18 protein-coding genes are annotated in these 23,608 nt (G+C 42.4%); 16 read left to right on the forward strand and 2 right to left on the reverse strand.

All coding sequences use genetic code 11. The annotated features are described in order from the left end of the window. Window positions 1-128 precede the first annotated feature (128 nt). The 9 genes from M2444_RS19415 to M2444_RS19455 all read left to right on the forward strand — a co-directional run bounded on the left by M2444_RS19415 (window position 129) and on the right by M2444_RS19455 (window position 13,380). Window positions 129-968, forward strand: a complete 840-nt coding sequence (locus tag M2444_RS19415) for a carbohydrate ABC transporter permease (protein ID WP_149646616.1) — start codon at window positions 129-131, stop codon at window positions 966-968. A gap of 1 nt (window position 969) precedes the next feature. After that, window positions 970-1,776 (forward strand): carbohydrate ABC transporter permease, encoded by an 807-nt coding sequence (locus tag M2444_RS19420; protein WP_280787798.1) that lies wholly within the window; start codon window positions 970-972, stop codon window positions 1,774-1,776. 10 nt (window positions 1,777-1,786) lie between these two features. Further along, entirely contained in the window at window positions 1,787-3,982 is a 2,196-nt protein-coding gene (locus M2444_RS19425) for an alpha-galactosidase (protein ID WP_280787799.1), read from the forward strand. Window positions 3,983-4,173: 191 nt separating this feature from the next. Beyond that, window positions 4,174-8,571, forward strand: a complete 4,398-nt coding sequence (locus M2444_RS19430; RefSeq protein WP_280787800.1) for a chitobiase/beta-hexosaminidase C-terminal domain-containing protein — start codon at window positions 4,174-4,176, stop codon at window positions 8,569-8,571. 294 nt (window positions 8,572-8,865) lie between these two features. Further along, complete coding sequence (locus M2444_RS19435) at window positions 8,866-9,843, forward strand: ring-cleaving dioxygenase (RefSeq protein WP_280787801.1); 978 nt, start codon at window positions 8,866-8,868, stop codon at window positions 9,841-9,843. A 17-nt stretch (window positions 9,844-9,860) separates the two neighbouring features. Further along, window positions 9,861-10,466 carry a flavin reductase family protein gene (locus M2444_RS19440; protein WP_280787802.1) on the forward strand — a complete coding sequence of 202 codons (606 nt, stop codon included), beginning with the start codon at window positions 9,861-9,863 and terminating at the stop codon, window positions 10,464-10,466. 164 nt (window positions 10,467-10,630) lie between these two features. After that, the gene (locus tag M2444_RS19445; RefSeq protein WP_143812169.1) at window positions 10,631-11,206 is read left to right on the forward strand and encodes a TetR/AcrR family transcriptional regulator; all 576 of its coding nucleotides are present in this window, start codon (window positions 10,631-10,633) and stop codon (window positions 11,204-11,206) included. A 113-nt stretch (window positions 11,207-11,319) separates the two neighbouring features. Beyond that, on the forward strand, window positions 11,320-12,372 hold the full coding sequence (locus tag M2444_RS19450) for an LLM class flavin-dependent oxidoreductase (RefSeq protein WP_280787803.1): 1,053 nt from the start codon (window positions 11,320-11,322) through the stop codon (window positions 12,370-12,372). A gap of 39 nt (window positions 12,373-12,411) precedes the next feature. Then, the gene (locus M2444_RS19455; protein WP_280787804.1) at window positions 12,412-13,380 is read left to right on the forward strand and encodes an alpha/beta hydrolase; all 969 of its coding nucleotides are present in this window, start codon (window positions 12,412-12,414) and stop codon (window positions 13,378-13,380) included. 197 nt (window positions 13,381-13,577) lie between these two features. Here M2444_RS19455 and M2444_RS19460 read toward each other — a convergent pair whose 3' ends face one another. Further along, window positions 13,578-14,117, reverse strand: a complete 540-nt coding sequence (locus M2444_RS19460; protein ID WP_280787805.1) for an NADPH-dependent FMN reductase — start codon at window positions 14,115-14,117, stop codon at window positions 13,578-13,580. 281 nt (window positions 14,118-14,398) lie between these two features. On the opposite strand from M2444_RS19460, the gene M2444_RS19465 reads away from it, so the two are divergent. The 3 genes from M2444_RS19465 to M2444_RS19475 all read left to right on the forward strand — a co-directional run bounded on the left by M2444_RS19465 (window position 14,399) and on the right by M2444_RS19475 (window position 18,220). Beyond that, entirely contained in the window at window positions 14,399-14,851 is a 453-nt protein-coding gene (locus M2444_RS19465; RefSeq protein ID WP_094872365.1) for a MarR family winged helix-turn-helix transcriptional regulator, read from the forward strand. Between the two features lie 11 nt (window positions 14,852-14,862). Further along, a complete protein-coding gene (locus M2444_RS19470; RefSeq protein WP_280787806.1) occupies window positions 14,863-16,074 on the forward strand; it encodes an MFS transporter in 1,212 nt (403 codons plus the stop codon). Between the two features lie 376 nt (window positions 16,075-16,450). After that, window positions 16,451-18,220 (forward strand): M3 family oligoendopeptidase, encoded by a 1,770-nt coding sequence (locus M2444_RS19475; protein ID WP_280787807.1) that lies wholly within the window; start codon window positions 16,451-16,453, stop codon window positions 18,218-18,220. Here the strand turns inward: M2444_RS19475 and M2444_RS19480 are convergent. Beyond that, window positions 18,217-19,797: a bifunctional metallophosphatase/5'-nucleotidase gene (locus tag M2444_RS19480; protein ID WP_094877603.1), complete on the reverse strand. Its 1,581-nt coding sequence runs from the start codon at window positions 19,795-19,797 to the stop codon at window positions 18,217-18,219. The two genes, M2444_RS19475 and M2444_RS19480, sit on opposite strands and share 4 nt — an antisense overlap. Window positions 19,798-19,969: 172 nt before the next feature. Between M2444_RS19480 and M2444_RS19485 the strand changes: the two genes are divergently transcribed. The 4 genes from M2444_RS19485 (at window position 19,970) to phnE (M2444_RS19500) (ending at window position 23,452) form a co-directional block, all read left to right on the forward strand. Beyond that, window positions 19,970-20,947 carry a phosphate/phosphite/phosphonate ABC transporter substrate-binding protein gene (locus tag M2444_RS19485; RefSeq protein ID WP_094872358.1) on the forward strand — a complete coding sequence of 326 codons (978 nt, stop codon included), beginning with the start codon at window positions 19,970-19,972 and terminating at the stop codon, window positions 20,945-20,947. Window positions 20,948-21,076: 129 nt separating this feature from the next. Further along, on the forward strand, window positions 21,077-21,859 hold the full coding sequence (phnC, locus tag M2444_RS19490; RefSeq protein ID WP_094872356.1) for a phosphonate ABC transporter ATP-binding protein: 783 nt from the start codon (window positions 21,077-21,079) through the stop codon (window positions 21,857-21,859). Between the two features lies 1 nt (window position 21,860). After that, window positions 21,861-22,652 (forward strand): phosphonate ABC transporter, permease protein PhnE, encoded by a 792-nt coding sequence (gene phnE, locus M2444_RS19495; protein ID WP_094877602.1) that lies wholly within the window; start codon window positions 21,861-21,863, stop codon window positions 22,650-22,652. Then, window positions 22,649-23,452: a phosphonate ABC transporter, permease protein PhnE gene (gene phnE / locus M2444_RS19500; RefSeq protein ID WP_094877601.1), complete on the forward strand. Its 804-nt coding sequence runs from the start codon at window positions 22,649-22,651 to the stop codon at window positions 23,450-23,452. The genes phnE (M2444_RS19495) and phnE (M2444_RS19500) overlap by 4 nt, the downstream gene beginning before the upstream one ends. Window positions 23,453-23,608: the final 156 nt, after the last annotated feature.

A 23,608-nucleotide genomic window follows, 5' to 3' on the forward strand; every position in this document is an offset into this window, starting at 1 on the left:
AAAAAGTAACTTTGAAGACACCCAGGAGAGCTGGAATAAGGTCCTGGGTGTTTATTTTGAAGTTCGAGGAGAGAGGGATGGTGTAAGTGAAACGGAAAGTGTGGGGTTCCTCGACAATACTAAATGTCATGTACATCCCAGCGTTACTGTTTTTTGCCGTATTTATTTTTTATCCATTCATTGAAGGGATTCGTATTTCCTTTACAAATTGGGATGGCTACTCCCAGCAGTACAGCTATGTAGGTTTTGAGAAATACATCTATATGTTAACAGATAAGAATACATGGACAACAATGATTAATACGGTAGTCTATGGATTTGGTAGTACTATATTTCAGAATATCCTGGGTCTTGCTTATGCCTTATTTTTAGATCAGCAATTACGAGCAAAAGGACTCATAAGAACCATCGTTTATTTACCGGTTATTATCAGTTCGTTAATTATGGGTTACATCTGGTATTTCTTCTTCCAATTTGATGGGGGAGCCGTCAATGATCTCTTAGCAATATTTGGTGCACAGCCAGTCGACTGGCTAGCAAACGGACCACGGGCAGTTGGGATAATTACTTTTGTAAACACATTCCAGTTCATGGGTGTTGCCATGACTATCTTCGTGGCTGGATTACAGTCTATTCCGAAAGATTACTATGAGGCCGCTTCTATTGACGGGGCAAACTGGTGGTCGCAATTCAAAAACGTTACACTTCCGCTGTTAATGCCAGCGATAACGATTAACGTTGTCTTGAACATCATTGGCGGTTTGAAGCTGTTTGATGTAATCGTAGCGATGACAAACGGGGGACCAGGGTATGCTTCTTCTTCCTTGTCCACGATGATGTATAATTTATACTTTGCCAGACAAGATGCAGGTTATGCAGCGGCTTTAGGTAATGTTATGTTCTTATTTATTGCGGCTGTCAGTATTACCTCATTGATCCTCTTGAAGCGAAAAGAGGTGAAGTTATAACATGCGAACTTTAAAATATAGTGTTCTAACTTTAATAGGAGTCATTCACTTAATTCCGTTCTACATCTTACTTGGGATGGCACTCAAGCCAACAGAGGATACAAGCTCAAAGTGGATATTTCCAACGGATATGACCATGGAGAATTTTTTGAAGGCTTGGGATCAGGCTCATTTGAGTCAGGCGCTTATGAATAACGTCATTATTACAGGATGCTCAGTGGTCTTAATTGTAATGGTTGGTGCATTTGCTTCCTATCCATTATCACGTTTTCAAACGAAGTGGAATCAGTTCATTTATTTACTATGTATCTCTTGTATGATCGTTCCTGCATTGACGATTCTCGTCCCTCTGTATTCGATGATCGTTGAATTGGGCGGAATTAATACTTACTGGGCTATAATTCTGACGCAAGTGACATTTCAGCTACCATTGACGATTTTCTTATTTACCGGATTTATTAGTTCGGTTCCGAGAGAATTGGATGAGGCGGGTTCCATTGATGGTTGTAGCAAGTTTATGATTTTCTTTCGCATTATTCTACCGCTTCTGAAACCAATAACAGCAACGGTTATTATTCTTACGGGACTTAATGTGTGGAATGACTATCAATTCTCTATCTTCTTTTTACAAAAAGTTTCAGTACAGACGATTCCAGTTGCACTATCTCAGTTTATCTCACAGTTCCAGAACCAAATTAGCTGGGTAGCTGCGGGATGTGTAATCGGGATGTTACCTGTTACAATTCTTTATTTATTCTTACAAAAATACTTCATCCGTGGTCTAGCGGATGGTGCTGTTAAAGGTTAGGTGAAATCGTATGAGCATTGTGTATGACGAAAATAAACGTATTTTTCATCTGCGATCCAAAAAGACTAGTTATATATTTCAAGCTGATTCACGTGGCTATTTAATTCACTTGTATTGGGGACAAAGTGTATCGGATGGAGATCTAACACAGTTCCTACCCATTGTAGAAAGACCTTTCTCCCCGATGACGGATAAAGAAGAACCCTATTTCTCGCTTGATGTGGTTGCACAAGAATATCCAGGCTACGGTACATCGGATTATCGGCAACCGGCGTACCAGATGTCCTTCACGGACGGATCAAGCTCAGCGGAGCTACTCTATCAATCTCATCGTATCGTTTCTGGAAAGCCGAGGTTAGAAGGTCTCCCAGCAACTTACGTTGAGTCTGATGAGGAAGCAACTACGCTGGAAATCATGCTTCTTGATCCGGTTTCTCAGATGGAAGTCTGTTTGAGCTACACCATTTATGAGAGTTTCGGAGCCATCATAAGATCAGTTCGTTATGTGAATCGTGGTGAACTGGAGATTAAATTACTCCGTGCCTTGAGTGCGAGTGTGGATTTTCATTATCAATCCTTAGAATGGATTCAGTTGTCAGGAGCATGGGCGAAGGAACGCTGGCTATATCGTAATTCACTTGCACCGGGTATTCAATCCGTTGAAAGCCGTCGTGGATCAAGCAGTCATCAGCACAACCCGTTTATAGCTTTGGTTCAGCCAAGCACGACAGAAGACCATGGAGATGCTTACGGGTTTAGCTTCGTTTACAGCGGGAACTTTTTAGCTTCCGTAGAAGTGGATCAGCATCAGACGACTAGAGTTAGTGTGGGGATCAATCCATTTGATTTTAATTGGCTCCTTGAACCGGGTGAGTCATTTCAGACACCGGAAGTGGTGATGGTCTATTCGAGTCAAGGATTAGGCGGGATGTCACGACAGTATCATAAGCTGTATCGTACGCGGTTGAGTCGTGGGTTATATCGCGATCAAGTTCGCCCTATTCTTGTGAACAACTGGGAAGCGACCTATTTTGATTTCAATGAAAAGAAGATTATAAGCCTGGCAGATGAAGCCCAGAACATGGGAATTGAATTGTTTGTACTGGATGATGGTTGGTTTGGAGGACGAGATAATGACCGCACTTCCCTTGGCGATTGGTTCGAGAATCGCCGTAAATTACCGAACGGACTCGCTGGATTAGCAAAGGAGCTTAATGATCGAAAGTTGAAATTCGGACTTTGGCTGGAGCCAGAAATGGTCTCTGCTCAAAGTGAGTTGTATCAAGCTCATCCCGATTGGTGTCTACACATCCCTAATCGTCGTAGAACTGAGGGTAGGTTCCAGCTTATGTTGGATCTATCTCGACAAGAGGTGTGTAATACCTTGATAAACAATTTAAGTGAGGTGTTATCTTCTGCACCTATTAGCTATGTGAAGTGGGATATGAATCGAAATATGACAGAGATTGGCTCGCTCTCTCTATCCCCAGAGCGCCAGCGGGAGACCGCTCATCGATATATGTTGGGTTTGTATCATGTTTTGGAGACGATCACAGAACGCTTTCCGCATATTCTTTTCGAGAGCTGCTCAGGCGGTGGAGGACGATTTGATCCAGGCATGCTGTATTACATGCCGCAAACGTGGACGAGTGATAACTCAGATGCAATTGAACGTTTAAAGATCCAATATGGCACTAGCATAGTCTACCCTATAAGCTCGATGGGAGCCCATGTCACTGCTGTACCCAATCATCAGGTACATCGAAATACGCCGCTGAGTACACGTGGAGATGTCGCGTTGTCTGGTAATTTTGGTTATGAGCTGGATTTGGAGAAGATGACAGAAGCGGAGAAGAGGCTTGTTCAGGAGCAGATTAAGCAATGTAAGGATGTCAGATATTTGACGTTTAACGGGGATTTTTATCGCTTAAGCAGTCCATTTGAAGGCAATGAGACAGCTTGGATGTTTGTGTCTGAAGATCAAGAGGAAGCATTAGTCTTCTGGATTAAGGTCTTGGCTGAGCCAGCGGAACCGCTACGTCGTCTGAAACTGAGAGGCTTAAATCCGACGGATGTATATGTGGAACAAACGACAGGTATGGAATTACATGGAGACACATTAATGCATGCAGGTGTACAAATCCCAATCACGTTAGGTGATTTTCAAAGTGTGAGCTGGCATTTCCGGCGTGTAACGAACGCATAGAATATAGAATAGGGCTATCTTCTCTCATGGCGAAACGTTGTGAGCTAAAGATAGCTCTATTTTTTGTCTGGATGGAGAGGTAGACAGGAGAAATGAACGCTTCGACAGTAGAACTGATACATATAAATCAAATTATGACCATGATAATATTTAGTTGTAAGCGTTATCAAATATATAAAAGGAGAAATTACATGTCTAAAATGAATAAAAGGATGGTAAGTGTGATTTTGTTGTTCTGCATAATCGGATCGTTGTTTCCTGCAGGATTTTGGCCTGTCACAAAGGCCCATGCGCAATCCAGGAATTTGATCGTAAACCCGAGCACGGTAGCTGAAACGGTCTATGAAGATGTGATAGACCATCCAAATACTGTAGCTAAAGCCGTGTATACCCTATCAGACGAGGTCAAGCCCATAACGCTGCAATCTTCAAATAGGCTGTTGGAGGATACCTTCACATGGGCAGTTGGCCAGGCGCTTGGGTTTGTACAAACGAGTAAATCCGGACCGAATAACGTGAATAATGGTGGCGGTCAAGCCGGCCCTTTTACCTATATCCCATCTTATTGGGCGGGATATAAGCATCGTACTGCGTTTTATAGTAGAGACTTTGTCCACCAGTCTGCAGGGGCGCATATGATTGGACTTGATCAAGAGAATTTTAGTATGTTTCATACATTTGCCAAAGGGATGACCGAGGCCAGAAAGTGGTACACCCTTTGGGCGTTTAACTTTGATGGCTCTAATTATACAATTGACTGGAAGAACGATAACAACTTCGTACGGGAGGTACCGGCCCAGTTTGAGTTAGTCGAAAAAGCATACAAGCAATACCTTTGGACAGGAAATGACGAGTATATTAATGATCCATATATGTGGGATTTCTATACGAAGGTTATGACTGATTTTATTAAGGCACATGATTCAAACGGCAATGGCGTTGCTGAAGGTACTGGCGGAGGTATCTTCTCAGGAGCAGTAAGCTATAACGAAAGAAGTGACGAACCTATTATCGAAGCTGGGGATGCAATAGGATCGCAATATCAAGCAACACTAGCGTATGCAAATATGTTACTGGCAAAAGGTTTGAATGCTGAAGCTACTACTTTCTTTAGCAAAGCGAAAGAATTGAAAGATTATTTTAACAAGGAATGGAGCGTCAAGGACGGTGACACAATAGGAAACTATGCTAGAGCGTTGAATATTGACGGGGTAACAAAATACAACGATTTCGGCAAAGAGAACAGCTGGTTCATGCCCATGAAACTTATCACCGACCCAGGCCAAAGAAATAGTCAATACCTGGATTATATTTCGAGTGAAATTGGTAATGGATTGATTTATGCAGATAAGAACTCCAAAGCCAAGCTGGACAAGCCAAATTCGCCTGCGAATATTGAAGCATATTCCTATTTGCCAGATACGTTCTATCCATATAATAGAGTAGATGAAGGTTGGAGATGGCTAAAATTCCTCATGGAAACGAGGGAGAATAGACATGAGTTATATAACTCGGGTACGTTGACAAATGGAGAATATCCGGAGATTTCTTACACAATTATCGGTAACATCATTGAAGGGTTGATGGGGGTTGAACCTAACGCGCCGCAGCATGTTATTGTGACTGCTCCAAGGTTGTCCAGAGAAGTTCCAAACGTAAAGGTGAATGCCCTCAAGCTTGGAGACAACGAAATTAGTGTAGCTCATGCTGGCAATACCAAAACGGAGCTCCAGAATACTTCAGGAGAACTCCCCATCACATGGGAAGCGCGTTTTTATGGCGAATATCCTACGATTAATCTTGATGGAGTTGACCAGAAGGCTCTGCATAAAACAGTAAATGGCGTTAAAGTAAGCTATGTTACGACAACGGTTGAAGTAGGCTCAACAGTGATTGCAGAGGCAGTTGCATCCGGTACAGTGGATGAGAAGACAGTAGCTCCTTCTAGTGATAAACAAACAGGTATTTATCATACAACAATTACCGTTGCTTTAGAGACTGCTACAACTGATGCGAAAATCTATTACACATTGGATGGAACAAGACCGACAAGAGACTCAAACCTCTATACGGGTCCGTTTATCATTCAAAAAACTACTGAATTAAAGTTGTTTGCAGCTAGCGAAACGATTTTGGACAGCGATGTGATTTCTTATAACTATACTATTGATGCAATGACTGTTGAAAAGCCAACTTCTAATGTGGAGCCTGGCACGTATAGTGCACCATTTTCGCTTGAGTTAAGCACAACCACTGCAGATTCAGACATTTATTACACGACTGATGGTAAGACTCCGACTAAAAGCAGCTTGAAATATAAAGGGCCTATTAAGATTTTAGAAACAACTACAATAAAAACGATAGCTTATAAGAAGGACTGGGTAGATAGTCCGGTAGAGACTTTTAACTATGCAATTGTTTTGCCAAAGACTACTATCCCTACAGCAAGCAAGGCATCAGGACGTTACGATAAGGGTATCCAGGTTAGCCTTGAATCTGGAACGGAAGGCGCTTCAATATACTATACAACAAACGGCGATATGCCTACGAAGGAGAGCACCCTGTATACAGGTACAATCGATCTATCCAGATCGACTTCGTTAAAGGCTATTGCTGTAAAGGATGGGTATACGAACAGCGAGATCGTATCTTTTGCATATATCATCATGGACTCACTCCCTGAAACAGCCACTAAATCTGTGTATATTTCTGACTTGGACTGGGTAAGCGCAACAAGTGGCTGGGCAGGTCATCCACCGCTTAAGGATCGAGCGATTAACAACAACAAAACACCAATTAAAATTAATGGAGAAACTTTTGAAAAAGGAATCGGAACTCACGCCACTTCAACCATTGTATATAACATAGGCGGTGCCTATGGGACATTTAAGGCTGTTATTGGTATAGACGATGTGAAGAACACCAAAGGCTCACCAAGCACGATGTGGTTTGAAGTTTTAGGGGATGGATTATCACTTTATAAAAGTCCAACTTTAAATACCATAAACGGCCCTGCACCAGGCATTCCTATAGAAGTGGATGTAACAGGTATATATGAGCTCACCTTATTTGTGAATGATGCAGGCACGCCAGTGAATAATCCAACGAACAGCGACCATGCTGATTGGGCTGACGCTCAGCTGATACCGCGTAAAGCTGAAGTTTCACCGACAGCGGCTGAAATCGCAGCGACCCTTACAACGATCGCGGCACCAGCAAAAGATGCTACGAAATTAACGCTGCCAGTTGTACCGGAAGGGTATACTATTGCAATTAAGACATCAAGTTCGACTAATGTAATTGCACTTGACGGGACAATCGTGCCACCTAGCGAAGAGACGGTCGTAGATCTTGTATTGGAAGTTACGAGAGCGTCCGATGATACCAAAGCAAGTACAACAAGCATAGTAGTTATTGTGCCAGCCAAGACCGCTAGTTCTCCTGAAGATCCAGGTCCAAGCAATCCTAAACCGGAGACCACTCGACCTGATACGCTAGTTGTAAGGAGTGAAGATCTTGCGAAATTAGCAGCAAACGGAAAGGTAACTATTTCAGCTACCGATGATCAAAAGTATATTGTAATACCTGCTAATACAGCTCAGCTACTCGGTCAAAATCAGTTAACGATCCAGACCAATAGATTAACGCTAGATCTTTCGAGCGAATGGGTTCAACAATTGGTCAACAGTATTTCTAACGATAACCTGAAGGACAGTAGTATCAAATTTACGATCAACCCATTGCCGGAAGCCGAGGCTGATAAACTCCTAGTTAATGGCGATTATTCCCAACGGGTTAAGTTGTTAGGTGAAGTGTTTAATATTAGCTTGTCGATCATGAAAGACGGGGAGGAAACTCGCGTTACTACATTCAATAAACCAATCACTATTCGCTTAAAAGAGGATCCATATCAAAATTCCAAATTGGTGGGTATCTACTATATCTCCGATAGTGGAGTACTCGATTATATTGGTGGGGAATATATGGATGGCGAATGGGTTGCGCAGATTAACCATCTCAGTAAATATGCTGTTCTAGAAGTAACGAAGACATTCACTGATGTGCCGGCTAGTCATTGGGCTGCTAATGTCATTCAAGAATTGGCGTCGAAGCAGATCTTAAGTGGAACGAACGAAAAAGTGTTTGAGCCAGAACGTAAGGTAACCCGTGCTGAATTTACGACAATGCTGGTTCGAGCGTTTAAACATAAGCAAACAAGCGAATTGAAAATCAGTTTTGCTGATGTGATGTTGAACGATTGGTATACCGAATCCATTTCTATCGCCGCCCAAGCAGGTATTGTGACAGGAAAGAGTGACACGATTTTTGCTCCAAACGCTCAAATTACACGTGAAGAAATGGTTACGATGTTGATGCGGGCATACGAAATCATAAACGGTAAGACAGCGATAAACCCTGACTTCTCATTCAAGGATGATTCTAAAGTTTCGCCGTGGGCTGAACAATATGTAAAGGGGGCAGGAAGCTTACTGTTGATTACAGGACGCTCTGACGGGATATTTGAACCAAAAGGCATTTCCACACGTGCGGAAGCCGCTCAAGCGATTTATAATTTGGTAAATAAATAGCAGAATTAGAGAGAGACAAAATAGACTTCAAACGGATCATCCCTCCAGGATTGAATTGTGGAGGGATTTATTTTGGTCTGTTTGGTTGACATAAATAGCGAAGTTGTGTTAAATTTATCTTAAGGTAAAGATATTTAACGTAAAGATATAAGCGTGAAGGCAGTAATAGTATAACGTTCAAATATCGAACAAAAATTTTTCATTGATATCTTAACATTAAGATAATTTATTTAATCTTCCTTGATCTAGGGAATTATAGTACAAAATCAAACTAAACTTTAGGAGTGTATAATCATGAGAAATTTAAAAGGTATTCACCACGTAACAGCCATCACAAGCAGCGCAGAGAAAAACTACGAGTTTTTTACTTACGTATTAGGAATGCGTCTAGTGAAAAAAACCGTCAACCAAGACGATATACAAACGTATCACTTGTTTTTTGCAGATGATAAGGGCAGTGCAGGTACGGATATGACGTTCTTTGACTTCCCTAATATCCCTAAAGGTGTTCACGGAACCAATGAGATCGCCAAGACATCCTTCCGAGTACCAACTGATGCTGCATTAGACTACTGGGTAAAACGTTTTGATCGCCTGGATGTGAAGCATTCTGGAATTAAAGAGCAATTCGGCAAAAAGACATTATCCTTCGTAGATTTTGATGACCAGCAATATCAACTTATCTCCGATGAATTTAATGAAGGGGTCGCATCAGGCACACCATGGCAAAAAGGACCGATTCCTTTAGAGTTTGCGATCACTGGTTTGGGACCGATCTTTGTACGTATAGCTGACTTCAGCTATTTTAAAGAAATGTTGGAAAGAGTCATGCTGTTTAAAGAAATCGCTCAGGAGGGTGCTTATCATTTGTTTGAAGTCGGCGAAGGCGGAAATGGTGCGCAAATTATTGTAGAGCATAATGAGGATTTACCGAATTCGCGTCAAGGCTTTGGTACGGTTCACCATGCTGCTTTCCGAGTAGAGGATCGGGCCATGCTGGATGAGTGGACTAAGCATTTTGAAGACTTTGGGTTCCGTACCTCAGGTTATGTGGATCGTCATTTCTTCGAGTCGCTGTATACACGTGTTGCTCCACAAATCCTGTTTGAGCTTGCGACAGATGGACCTGGATTTATGGGAGACGAGGAATACGAAACGGTTGGAGAAAAGCTTTCATTGCCACCATTCTTGGAACCTAAACGTGAGCAAATTGAGAAGTTAGTACGCCCTATTGATACCGTTAGAAGCACGATCGATTTCGTGAAAGAGTGAAGAAGGAGCTGGGGAGATTGATTTCGATTGATCCGAAGCAAAATAGTGAGCGGGAAAATTATAAGTTATTAATTGGTACTGTTATTCCTAGGCCCATTGCTTTTGTCACTACTCAATCAGAAGATGGCATTTTGAATGGTGCGCCGTTTAGCTATTTTAATATCGTCTCGTCTAATCCTCCAATGGTTTCCCTGTCTATTCAAAGACCAGCGGGGCGATTAAAAGATACAGCCCGTAATATCTATAACAATCATCAGTTTGTTGTGCATATTGTAGATGATGAGAATGTTGGGAAAATCAATCAAACCGCTGCTTCATTGCCAAGAGCAGAAAGTGAAATTGAACTTGCCAATCTTACACCGGTCCCAAGTAAAAATATAGCTGTACCTGGTGTATTGGAAGCAAAGGTTCGAATGGAATGTAAGCTTGTACAAGCGATACCTCTAGGAGCAGAAGAACATGGGAGTGATTTGTTCATCGGCGAAATTGTTCAGTTTCATATCGATGAATCGATTTATCAGGAGGGGCGGATTGACCCTAGAGCCTTAAATGCAGTGAGTCGTTTGGCGGGATCAAATTACGCTACGATTGGTGAGATATTTTCAATAGAAAGACCGGAATAATAAACTAAGACCTGTTCGTAAGCGATGAAGCCTACCGAGCAGGTCTTTTTGTGGGCTAATTATAGTCATCAGCTATGCTAAGCAAACCGTAAGGTTTTCTCTCGAAGTTTATCTGGACTGATCGTTCCAGATATGTTATATTGCCATTACAGGAGGTGTTACTCATGGCAAGGACAAGAGAGTTTAACGAGGATCAAGCATTACATCAAGCGATGCTGTTGTTTTGGAAAAAGGGTTATGAGGCAACAAGCATACCGGACTTGCTGCAGGTTATGGGCATTAGCCGATCTAGTCTTTACGATACTTTTTCTGACAAGCAAACGTTGTACATTGCCGCACTGGAACATTACAAAAAGGTTAGCTTCAATAGACAGGTTATTCTTGAACGGGCGTCAAGCGTTAGAGCAGGGATTCAACAATTTTTTGAGCAACATATTACTTCAGCGTACGATACGAGCCTACCCGGCGGGTGTTTTGTAACGAATGCAGCTACAACATTAGAGTCGCGGGATGAAAAAATAAATGAATTGATAAAAACTAGTTTTTTGAATTTAGAACAGGCTTTTTGCGAGCTTTTGGAAAAAGGCCGACAATCAGGTGAAATTGATAAAACCACTGATGTCAAAGCGTGGTCTTATTTATTGCTGAATCTACATCAAAGCATAAATATCATGGCAAAAGCAGATCAAGATCAGCAACGTGCCAAAGAGATGATAAGCTTTGTAATTGCAGGAATATAATTTTTTTTGGTTATTATGGAACAATCGTTCCGTTATTGTAAATCATCCTTAATGTGAAGAAGAGACTTATGAAAAGTAGTGCAGGAGAAAAATTAAAAGAGGTGTGATAAATCATGGAAATAGGTGTTACTTCGTTCGTAGAAACAAAGCCTGATATTGAGACTGGAATTGTGATGAGTCACGCACAGCGATTACGAGAAGTAGTTGAAGAAATCGTCCTTGCGGATCAGGTGGGACTTGATGTTTTTGGTATTGGTGAGCATCATCGTGAAGATTATGCAGCTTCTTCACCAGCAATCGTGTTGTCCGCTGCTGCGTCCTTAACTAAACGGATTCGCCTGACTAGTGCTGTGACGGTCCTTTCATCTGCTGATCCTGTACGTGTGTTTCAGGATTTCGCTATGCTTGATGGCATCTCCAATGGACGAGCCGAGATTATAGCGGGCCGGGGTTCATTCGTTGAATCCTTTCCGTTGTTTGGTTATGGCTTACATGACTATGATGAGCTATTCAATGAAAATATCGAACTGCTTATGAAAATACGGGAATCCGAGAAAGTAACATGGAAGGGAGGCCATCGGCCAGCAATTCATAATTTGGGCGTATACCCGCGGCCCGTCCAGAACTCTTTACCTATATGGATTGGCAGCGGAGGTACGCAAAGCTCCGCCGTTCGTGCAGGACTTTTGGGTCTGCCATTGATGTTGGCGATCATTGGCGGGAATCCAATGAATTTTGCTCCGCTTGTAGAGCTGTATAAGAAGGCGGCGGCCCGCGCTGGACATGATGTATCGCAGCTTCAGGTGGGATCTCATTCGATTGGATTCGTCGCAGAAGATACGGAACGGGCAGCAGATATCTTTTTTCCATCTACCCAGTACGGCATGAACAAGCTCGGCAAAGAGCGAGGATGGTCGTATTATGACCGCTACAGCTATGATGCCGCCCGAAGCTTTGAGGGTGCATTGTACGTTGGAGATCCGGAAACAGTTGCTCAGAAGATCATTCATCTACGGAAGCATGTAGGAATAACACGCTTTATGATGTATGTTCCACTAAGCACGATGCCGCATGAACTTGTCTTGCGGGCTATAGAATTGCTCGGAACGGAGGTTGCTCCACGAGTACGAGAGGAAATTGCTAAGTGGGAAGCTGAGAAGGAATAAGGATTATACAAGCAATCATTATTGTATTGGAGGATTTTCATGAGTATCGATAAACGTATACTACCAGAATTAAGAGAGGCATATTCACAATTTCCAGGGTTTCAATTGGAAGAGAATTTAGAGTGGAGCAGAAGTTTAGTGTCGGCTCCGCCAGTGAAGAAGTCAGAGCATGTAAACTCAACCATTCGAAAAATTCCGGGTGTTGCAGGGGAGATACTGGTAAAAATTTATGAACCTGCTGGGCGAAATGCTGACAAGCTTCCAGCTATGCTGTGGATTCACGGGGGCGGATACGTGTTAGGACATCCTGATATGGACGACGAGTTGTGTGAACGCTTTGTTCAGACGGCTAGATGTGTTGTCGTGTCGGTTGATTATAGGCTGGCACCCGAGCACCCCTATCCAGCTGCAATCGAAGATTGTTATGCTGGCTTAGTATGGATGACGGAGGAAGCGGAATCACTTGGCATTGATGAGAATCGGGTTGCGATTGCTGGTGCAAGCGGTGGCGGCGGGCTGACTGCAGCACTTGCGCTGATGGCAAGAGATAAAGGTGGACCATCCATTATCTTTCAGATGCCGTTGTACCCGATGCTCGACAACCGTAACATTACACCATCAAGCCATGAGATTACGGAAGAAGGTGCAATCTGGAACCGGACGGACAACTTAACGGCTTGGAACATGTACCTGGGCGAGGAGAACGATGCCAGCAGGATATCTTCCTATGCGGTACCAACGAGAGCGGAGAATTTAGCTGGACTGCCACCAACCTATACCTGTGTAGGTCAGCTTGATCTATTCCGAGATGAGACGATCGAATATGTAACACGACTTGCGCAAGCAGGTGTAGATATCGAATTTCACCTGTATCCCGGATGTTTTCATCTTTTCGAAATATTCGTTCCAGAAGCGGAAGTGAGTCAGCGCGCCGTTCAGTGCTATATAGATGCGATGGCCCGGGCACTTCATCCCAAACACCCGCTCTTCCCAAGCGTGAGCTGTTAATAATGCAAGCACAAACCATATGATCATTGCTCCTTGTTGTAGATTGATATCCTCGCTGATTATGCGAGAAAAGACTCTATACAGTGGTTATTTCATCACACACAAAAAATACACCCCCTAGAATCGACCGGACAAACCATAGGTTTATCAATGTCTATTCTAAGAGGTGTATTTCATCATATTAAAGCAGGCTAATCTTAACGAAGCGTCTTGAGCGCACCGCTCCAAGCCAACACTTGATCAAGCATGCCATTTACATTGGTCAGGTGAAGATCTGCTGGTTTGAACACAGAACCGTTCTCGAAATCAGTGAACAGGGACAGGGCAGGATGGACACGAACGTCTGCTACAGAAAGTTCCCCCAAAATGCCACGTAAATGCTCAGCTGCACGAGCGCCGCCTACGGAACCATAACTTACGATTCCCGCTGCTTTGTTATTCCAAGCTTCACGTGCGTAATCGAGTGCATTTTTCAGTGATGCGGAAATACTGTGGTTATATTCTTGAACGATAAATACGAAACCGTCTAACGTAGCAAGTTTTGTATTCCAAGCAGTTGCTTGCTCAGTAGCATCTACTTCTCCCATTAGTGGAAGTTTAAAGTCCGCGATATCAACGATCTCATAATTAGCATCTCCACGTGCATCTGCTACCTTTTTAACCCATTCCCCTACTTGTGGGCTTAAACGGCCTTGACGAGTACTTCCTAGAATGATACCGATGGTTAATTTAGACATTGTTTGTTCCTCCTCGATTTTTGTTCTACCAAATAGTTTGGCTAGAAATCCCATGAATTACACAACCTTTAAAAAAATAATCTTAAGAGTGCTTAGCTCTAGTTGTCTTTAAGTTAAGTATCTTTAACATGAGATAATAATACCGTGTTCAGTTAACTTTGTCAAGCTACTTAATAATAGTTAGTTTATAATTTTGTCTCACCTTTACAAATTTAGTTGTCTAGAATATAATTGTTTATGCAACTATTTAAAACGAAAATGAAATGAGAAGAGGGCTGATCATGACGATAAAGCATAACTCATCTGAACTTACTTTAGGATTTATGATGGGAACGACCTATCGTAAATTAAGTGCGTTATTCCAAAATGGGTTAAAAGAATATGATATAACACCTGAGCAATGGTCAGTTCTGTTTCAAGTCGACAGGACGGAAGGGCTGATTCAGAAGGACATCGCGAAGCGTTCGGGTAAGGATAAACCAACTACGACGCGAATTCTGGATCACTTGGAGGGAAAAGGACTGATCTATAAAAAAACCGGGGAGAATGATCGACGTTCTTTTAAAGTCTATATTACGGAAAAAGGAAGAGCTCTAATTAAGGAAACCTTCCCTATTGAGGATCAGGTCACAGATGAAATTAAGAACTGTATTTCTAGTGATGAATATGAGCAACTCATGGGGTTGCTGCTAAGAATAAACAATCACATTGATCAAATAAATGATGGAGAGTAGGAAGGTAAGTTATGCCAGAACAACAAGAATTACGTACGAAACTTTGGACTAAATCTTTTATTGCTTTAACGTTTAGTGCTTTATTTTTATTTATGAATTTACAGATGCTGCTATCTTCATTTCCGTCTTATGTGAAAAGTGAATTTCAAGCCAGTGATATTATGGTCAGCTTGGTCACAAGTGTATTTGCACTAACTGCGATTGCTTCACGTTTTATGACTGCTTTTCTGATGCGAAAGGTTAGCCGCAATGTATTATTGTATATTGGCTTAGCCATCGCGGCCGCCATAACCGGTCTTTATGTGGCAGCAGATTCAATCGGGTCACTACTGCTGATGCGTGTAGGCTATGGGATTGGATTCGGGATTGCCAGCACGATTATTCCCACAATTGTTTCACAGATTATTCCTAGCAAAAGAATGGGCGAAGGGATCGGCTATTTTGGCTTATCAAGCAGTCTTGCAATGTCCATTGGTCCAATGATTGGTTTGAACGTAATGAAGCATTCGGGGTTTGGAACACTGGCGATGATCGGAACATTCACCCTGCTTCTTGCCTTTCCAGTCCTATTGTTCTCACGTTCGCTTCCAGCTCACCGCAAAAAACAATCGATTGAGCAAACCATTGAATCACCTAAACCTCTCAAGGTTCCTTTTAATAAAAAGTTAGTATTGCCCGCAATTCTGAATGTCCTGCTCGCGATCACTTATGGGGGATTACTTAGTTTTATCGCTTTGTTCGGCGAATCGGTACATTTAGAGCAAGTGGGTTTGTTCTTCTTATTTAACGCAATTACGATCATCATCATTAGACCGATTTCCGGCAGATTATTTGATAAAAGAGGACCCGCTGCTGTTTTGATTCCCGCAGCGTTTTGTGTCGTCGCGAGCTTAGCAGTGCTCTCGTATACAACATCCATGCCAATGCTCATTGTATCGGCATTGCTCTATGGACTCGGCTTTGGAGCTATTCAGCCAACTATACAGGCATGGATGCTTCGAACTTCTACACCTGCACAGTATGGCATGGCAAACAGTATGTTTTATAACTCAACGGATCTAGGGGTAGCGAGTGGAGCCATCATTCTTGGGGCGATTTCGGCAGCATCCAATTATGGGATGATGTATCGTTATTCTGCTGGATTCATGGTGTTGTTTCTAATGATTTATATTGGGATTCAGATTACAAAGTCTAGAAGTAACCCTTCAGCTTTAAGTCAATAAGGGGAATTTCAGATTAAGCTAATCTTTAGGTACTATTCATATCGTTTTAAGCTAAGGGGGTTATAGTAATCACATAACCCCCTTAAATATAGACCTTGACCCTGCCGGACGATGGCAGGGTCCTTTTTTTGTTGATGCAGAGGACAGAGATCGGTAGATTAAGCCAATCTTTATGTCTCTTTCATGTTCTTTTAAGCTAAGAGGGTTATAGTAATCACATAACCCCCTTATAATATAGACCTTGACCCCGCCGGACGATGGCGGGGTCCTTTTTTTTATGTTTTTTCCCGTTCGAAAGCAATATCCAGACTTTATCCGCATAGGACGTTATAATGAGTAAATCTGGAGATGGGCAAAGGTTAGGAGAGAATCAATAATGAATATGACATGGAATTTGGATAGCTTATATCCTTCGTTTGAATCAGAGAAGTTAAAAGCGGATCGCCAGCTACTAGGTCAACTTATTATAGATTTAAAAGCCTGGGCTGAGGGCAATCTAAAGCGTGAGGGTGTTTCCGTCGCAGCGATCGAGGACTTTCTAAGACTCTACAACGATTATAAAAGTGTATATGTATGCTTGTTAGCTTATGCGGAGTTAACGCTTAGTGCAGATAGCAACTGTGAACAGGCTATGAATCTTGCCGATGATATCGAACAGGTCAGCTCAGAGATTGCTGGTGTAGCTGCGGGTTTTAAACGTTGGATTAGTACATGTGATCACCTGGATGAGCTTATTGATAGCTCACCTTATCTTTTGCAGCATCAATTCTACTTGAATGAGCTTCTTTTACAATCCCGCTATGTGTTAAATGAGGACGTGGAGGTTGCCATTGCCCAAATGCAAAGTACAGGGTCCAAAGCTTGGGGAAGGTTATACATGGAGACCGCCTCAAGTACTCTAGCAGATGTGATGGTGAAAGGGGAGTCGAAACAAGCAACGCTTGCGGAACTAAGGAGTATGGCCTATGAGAATAACGCTGCATTAAGAAAAGCGGCTTATGAAGCCGAGGCTGAAGCTTGCAGCCGTATTGCTGGGGTTTGTGCAGCTTGCATGAATGGAATAAGTGGTGAGGCGCTAACGATTTATGGCATGCGTGGATATCAATCTTCTCTGGAAAAGGTGTTAGTGGCATCGCGAATGGACAGTGAAACTTTGTCGGCAATGCTCGCCGCTCTTCAGGAGAGTTTGCCAGCTTTTCATACCTATTATCAAAAGAAAGCCGAACTGCTGGGACATTCCACAAAGCTGCCTTTTTACGATATATTTGCACCTATAGGTGAAGAAAGTATGAAAATTTCTTACGAAGATGCTCAAAAAACAATCGTCTCAAGCTTCGCAACCTTTAGCGAGGAATTGGCCAACTTAGCTCAAAAGGCTTTTGATCAGCGATGGATTGATGCAGAACCAAAGGCCGGTAAGGGCGGCTTTGGGCTGTGCATTGATATTTTTCCGATAGGCGAGAGCAGGATCATGACTCAGTTCACTGGCAATGCTATAGATATTAGTATTCTTGCCCATGAGCTTGGTCATGCCTATCATAGCTCCTGTCTAGCGCATGAAACGATGTTGAACACGGATTATCCGATTCCAATAGCTGAAACGGCTTCGATCTTTTGCGAGACGATTGTGAATCAAGCTTTAATCGCAAGCTCCGCCAAGAAGGAAGCTCATCTTATTTTGGAGAGAAGCATTTCCGATGCCGGATATTATCTTGTGGATTTCTATGCCCGTTATTTATTTGAGCTTAAATTATATGAGAAAAGAGCATTAGGTCCGCTGCCTGTGCAAGAATTAAATGAATTGATGATTGCTTGTATGAAGGAAGCTTATGGAGAGAGCATTGCAACTGACACGATCCATCCGTACATGTGGATGAACAAGGCCGGATATTTTATGGCTGGTTATGAATTTATGAATTTTCCGTATTCTTTCGGTCTGTTATTCTCTAAAGGATTGTATGCAGAATATTTAAAGCAGGGTAAGGATTTCGCTTCTAAATATCGTGCGTTCCTTAGTGACACTAGCAATCTTGATATTGTTGAATTAGCGAAAACTATGGATATAGATGTTCACTCCATTGATTTTTGGAGAGGTGCTTTAAAGCTGATTGAAACTGATATTGAGGCATTCATCAGCACAACCTAAACCACTCTCCAGTTGTGATCGCAGGTAGCTTCAATTTGGCCGCGGTTTTCAATGTAATTCGTGACAATTTCAGACATGTCGATCAGTATTTCTTTGACAATCGGTTTACCTTTATACATCTCATAATCTCCGCCACCGCTGGCTCTATAGTTATTCATAACCACATCATATTCTTTAGCGTCCTCTACAGGCTGTCCACGATACAGCAGATGGAGGACTCTTTTGCCTACAGGGTTATCAATATGAAGCTCGTAGTGGATGCCTTCCCACATATCATAATTGTAATGCTGCGATTTAGGTTCTACATAAGCAGGGTTAACAATTACATTCCCCTCAGTATCCTTTTGAAAATAGTTGGCGGTTTGTTCCAGTGCCTCTTTAATATCATGCCCGGTCAGCCTAAGAACCGTTAGCGTGTTAGGATAAATGAAGTTTGAAAGAATGTCTCTCCGTGTAATGGTATTACTGAAACCTTTGCAATCGTTACTGAGTAAAGCGGCTGTCGAAATCTCTACGCCTGAAGCCTCCATTTGAACCTTATTCATAAATTCTATAAAGGGATGGTCAGCCATTCGGCATTCATCTGCACTAGAAATAGATAGGTCACCGATCACTGTACCTATTCTCTCATCCAACCAGGTTTCTGTTTCTGATTCGAGCGTGCTGCTCAGACCTACAATTGTATCATCTACAGCTGTTTTGTCGTCCAGAGTAAGAAGCTCGGCATGTTTACTCTTAATCTTCCAATGCCCGTTTTCTTTTTGAAAGACTACTGAAATTTTACCAAGGGAATGTCCATTACAACCAGGCTGTATGATCGTTATACCATTTAATTCACTAGCAATAGAGCGATGCTGATGTCCGGTAATTAATACGTCTAATCCTTCTACCTCTGCACACATAGCGTAAGCTTGATTCTCTCCAGTTAATCTCTCAACAGGTTCTCCGTTAAGTAGATCGCGCTCGAACCCGCCATGATAAGCTACAACGAGCAAATCGGGTTGCTCTTCTTCTCGTATAGTGGCACACCAAAGTTTTACAGTCTCTAAAGCATCTTTAAATTGAAGCCCTTCAATATGGACAGGATTCTCCCAGTGTGGAATGTAATGTGTGGTAACTCCAAGAATGGCCACTTTGATTTTATCGTCTACCCATTTGATGATATAAGGTTTACCGAATGCCGGTTTACTTGTCGTTTGATCTATTATTCCAGCCGATAACCAAGGGAATTTGGAATCTTGAATGGCTTTATGGAGTAGTGGCTTCCCAAAATTAAATTCATGGTTGCCGATAATTGCGGCATCATATTTTAATTCGTTCAGTGCAGCGATCCCTGGATTTAATTCATTACTGTACTGTGTTGCTGCATAATAAGCTAGCGGTGTACCTTGAATAAGATCACCGTTATCCAGAAGAATCAGCTCCGGACAATGGGCTCTTTCTTGTTTAATGAGGCTGGCAATGGTTGCTAAGCCTTTTTGTTGTTTCTCACCCGTACGATAATCAATGGGACTTAAATGCCCATGGAGATCACTTGTTATGAGGATTTCACAGGTTAAGTTATTGTCTTTATTCATGGGTAGCCTCCTACGGATAATAAGTTCAGACCCCATTCTATCAGATAATTTGGAAACTTTAAGAGATTGGAATAAATTTTACATTTATTTGATAGTTAGATGCTCTAGATTTAATACAAAAACTTTATAGTCTAGAAGTACTAAAAAAAAGAAAACAGTGGAGGTCTTTCGTTTGAGAAAAATAAGTAAATTCGTATTGCCGCTAATGATGTCTATTACATTGCTTAGTGGTTGTGGTGCTAATAACACTGCTAATACTGCAAACCAAGGATCAACAGATGCAACAAATGCACCGAAGGAAACGGCAGCTCCTGTAGCAGAGGGTTATGTTCCAGAGAAGCTTACCGTACAATTTGTTCCTTCTCAAAATGCAGATACGCTCGAAGCTAAGGCAAAACCTCTTGAAAAATTACTGGGTGATAAACTCGGTATTCCTGTAAAAGTAAGTGTCTCTACTGATTACAACACGGTTATCGAAGCTATGGCTTCCAAAAAAGTGGATGTAGGTTTCCTTCCTCCAACAGCTTATGTATTAGCTAAAGAAAAAGGAGCTGCTGAAGTTATTCTTCAAGCTCAACGTTTTGGTGTAAATGATGAAACTGGCGCTCCAACAGATGAATTAGCTGATTTCTATAAATCTATGATCATCGTTAAGAAAGATTCTGCCATCCAATCCGTTGCCGATTTGAAAGGCAAAAAAATCGCCTATCAAAACGTTACATCCTCTGCAGGTTTTGTATGGCCGGCAGCAACACTGATGGATGCAGGACTTGATCCGCTGAAGGATGTACAAGCCATTACGGTTAAGGGACATGACCAAGGCGTACTTGCTGTACTGAACGGTGACGTAGACGCAGCTGCTATTTTCCAAGATGCCCGGAATATTGTTATTAAAGATTATCCGAAAGTATTTGAAGATACCCGTGTTCTTGCCTTTACGGATAAAATCCCTAATGATACAATTTCGGTCCGTTCAGATATGAATAAGGAATGGATGGAGAAAATTCAACAGGCGTTCATGGATATCGCAGCTGACACAGAAGGACATGCAATTGTTAAAGAAATTTATTCTCATGAAGGTTATGTGAAGTCACAAGATAGCAACTTTGACATTGTTCGTGAATACAACAATAAAGTAAAAACCGAGTAGTTCAAGCCGTTCAAGGATACAACGATGTTGGTGTATAACAGGCATTAAGGATAGCCAGCTCCGGATTCCCCCCCGGATCTGGCTATCTCTTTTATACGAATATACGAAAACACACAAAGGAATGATTTCATGATAAAGCTTCAGAATGTATCCAAGACGTATCAAAACGGAACTAAAGGCTTAAACAACATTAATCTGACGATTCCAGCTGGGGAATTTGTAGCTATTGTTGGTCTTTCCGGAGCGGGGAAGTCAACCTTGCTGCGTTCCATTAACCGGCTTCATGATATTTCGGAAGGCGATATTCTTATAAACGGGCATTCCATCACGAATGCGAAGGGAAGCCAGCTACGAATGATTCGCCGGAATATCGGAATGATCTTCCAAAGCTTCAACTTAGTGAAACGTACGACTGTGCTTCGTAATGTATTGGCAGGACGGGTGGGCTATCATTCCACCCTACGGACGATACTCGGTAAATTCCCGCAAAAGGATATCGATTTAGCCTTCGAGTCACTCGATCGCGTCAATATCGTTGAGAAGGCGTACATCCGTGCAGATCAGCTATCTGGTGGTCAGCAGCAGCGCGTGGCTATTGCTCGTGTTCTTGCACAGGAGGCGCAAATTATCCTCGCAGATGAACCTGTCGCTTCACTGGATCCACTCACGACCAAGCAGGTTATGGATGATTTGAAAAAGATTAATGTAGAGCTTGGAATTACGACCATTGTGAATTTGCATTTTATCGATCTCGCTAGAGAATACGCTACCCGGATTATAGGACTCCGCGCAGGAGAGGTTGTCTTCGATGGTCCTGTATCGGAGGCAACCGATGAGAAGTTTGCTGAGATTTACGGCAGACCGATTCATCAGGATGAGTTGTTAGGTGAGCCTGTAATCGGAGGCATGTGAGATGAGTGTGAATGCAGAGAAGCTACATCCCAAACCGCCAAGGAAGATAAAGCATTATTTTACAGCCTTTATATTAGTAGTATTACTATGGAGAAGTGCGGTCTTGACCGATTCATCCTTAGGAGAGCTAATCTCTGGTCTGCCGAATATGTTTGATCTGCTTAAGGAAATGTTCCCTCCAAACTGGGGGTATTTTGACAATATTATAGATGCGATGCTGGAGACGATCCGGATGGCACTAGTCGGTACAACGTTTGGTGCCATTCTCGCGGTTCCCGTTGCACTGCTGTGTGCAAGCAATATTACGCACAGCCGATGGCTTCATTATCCGGTGCGTATGCTGCTGAATTTGATCCGCACCATTCCCGATCTACTGCTGGCTTCTATTTTTGTTGCCATCTTCGGACTCGGTGCACTTCCAGGGATCTTTGCTTTGACAGTATTTTCGCTGGGGCTGATCGCTAAGCTTACCTATGAAGCGTTGGAGACGATTGAACAGGGGCCTTTGGAAGCCATGACTTCAGTCGGAGCGAATAAGACTCAACGAATTATCTTCGGAGTCATTCCGCAAGTACAGGCTCATTTCATGTCTTATGTGCTGTATGCTTTTGAAATCAATGTCCGTGCTGCAGCGGTTCTAGGTCTGGTAGGAGCGGGCGGAATCGGCCATTACTATGAAGTGACATTAGGTTTCTTAGAATACGATAAGACTTGCACCATTATCTTGTTCACATTAGCAGTAGTATTGATTATTGATTATGTAAGCACTAAGCTGCGGGAGAAATTAATATGAGTAAATCATGGAATACCCTTGTCCCCAAACCTCGTAAAAACCGCTTCCGCTGGCTGATTTATGTGGCATTAGCGGCAGTATATATTTGGGCTTTTTCGGGAGTACCGTTTAATGGATTTAAAGAAACCGCCGGGATCATTACTAAGGCAATCTTTGCTGGGATATTCTCACCTGATTGGGCCTTCGTTTATTTACCGGATGGGGAGGATCTGCTTCGGGGCTTGCTTGAGACGTTAGCAATTTCAATCTTAGGGACTTTTATCTCGACCTTTTTATGTATTCCTTTTGCATTTTGGGCAGCCGTCAATATGAGTAAGGGAAAGGCTATTTCAAGTTCCGGTAAGCTGGTATTAAGTTTTATACGGACATTCCCTGAGATCATTATGGCCTTGCTGTTCATCAAGGCTGTTGGGCCGGGTTCATTTGCGGGTGTACTGGCTCTGGGTCTGCATTCCGTGGGCATGCTCGGCAAATTGTTCGCGGATGAGATTGAGAATATTGATAACGGTCCACTTGAGGCTTTAATCTCATCTGGTGCCAGCCGTATGCAGGTGTTATGGTTTGCTGTTGTGCCACAGGTATTGCCAGGCTTTCTATCCTATACTTTATACAGGTTCGAAATTAATGTTCGTTCGGCTACGATTCTGGGTATGATTGGGGCAGGTGGGATTGGCACACCGTTAATCTTCGCACTCAGTTCACGGAATTGGGATCGTGTCGGGATCATACTATTAGGCATCATTGTGATGATTACGATTATTGATTTGATTTCCGGCATGATTCGGAAGAAGCTAGTGTAACGGAATCGCATTATTACAGGTTAGACAAGACCTCCTTAGGGTATGAATCATACCTATGGGAGGTCTTTTAATGATTAACGTATCCTTCGGAAAAGCTATATAAGTACTAATATTTTTTGTGTTAACATATGTTGGTCTATCCGAACTTGTACCAAA

This window comes from Paenibacillus sp. PastF-3, from assembly GCF_029893135.1.
Classification (GTDB): Bacteria; Bacillota; Bacilli; order Paenibacillales; family Paenibacillaceae; genus Paenibacillus_AQ; species Paenibacillus_AQ nitricinens.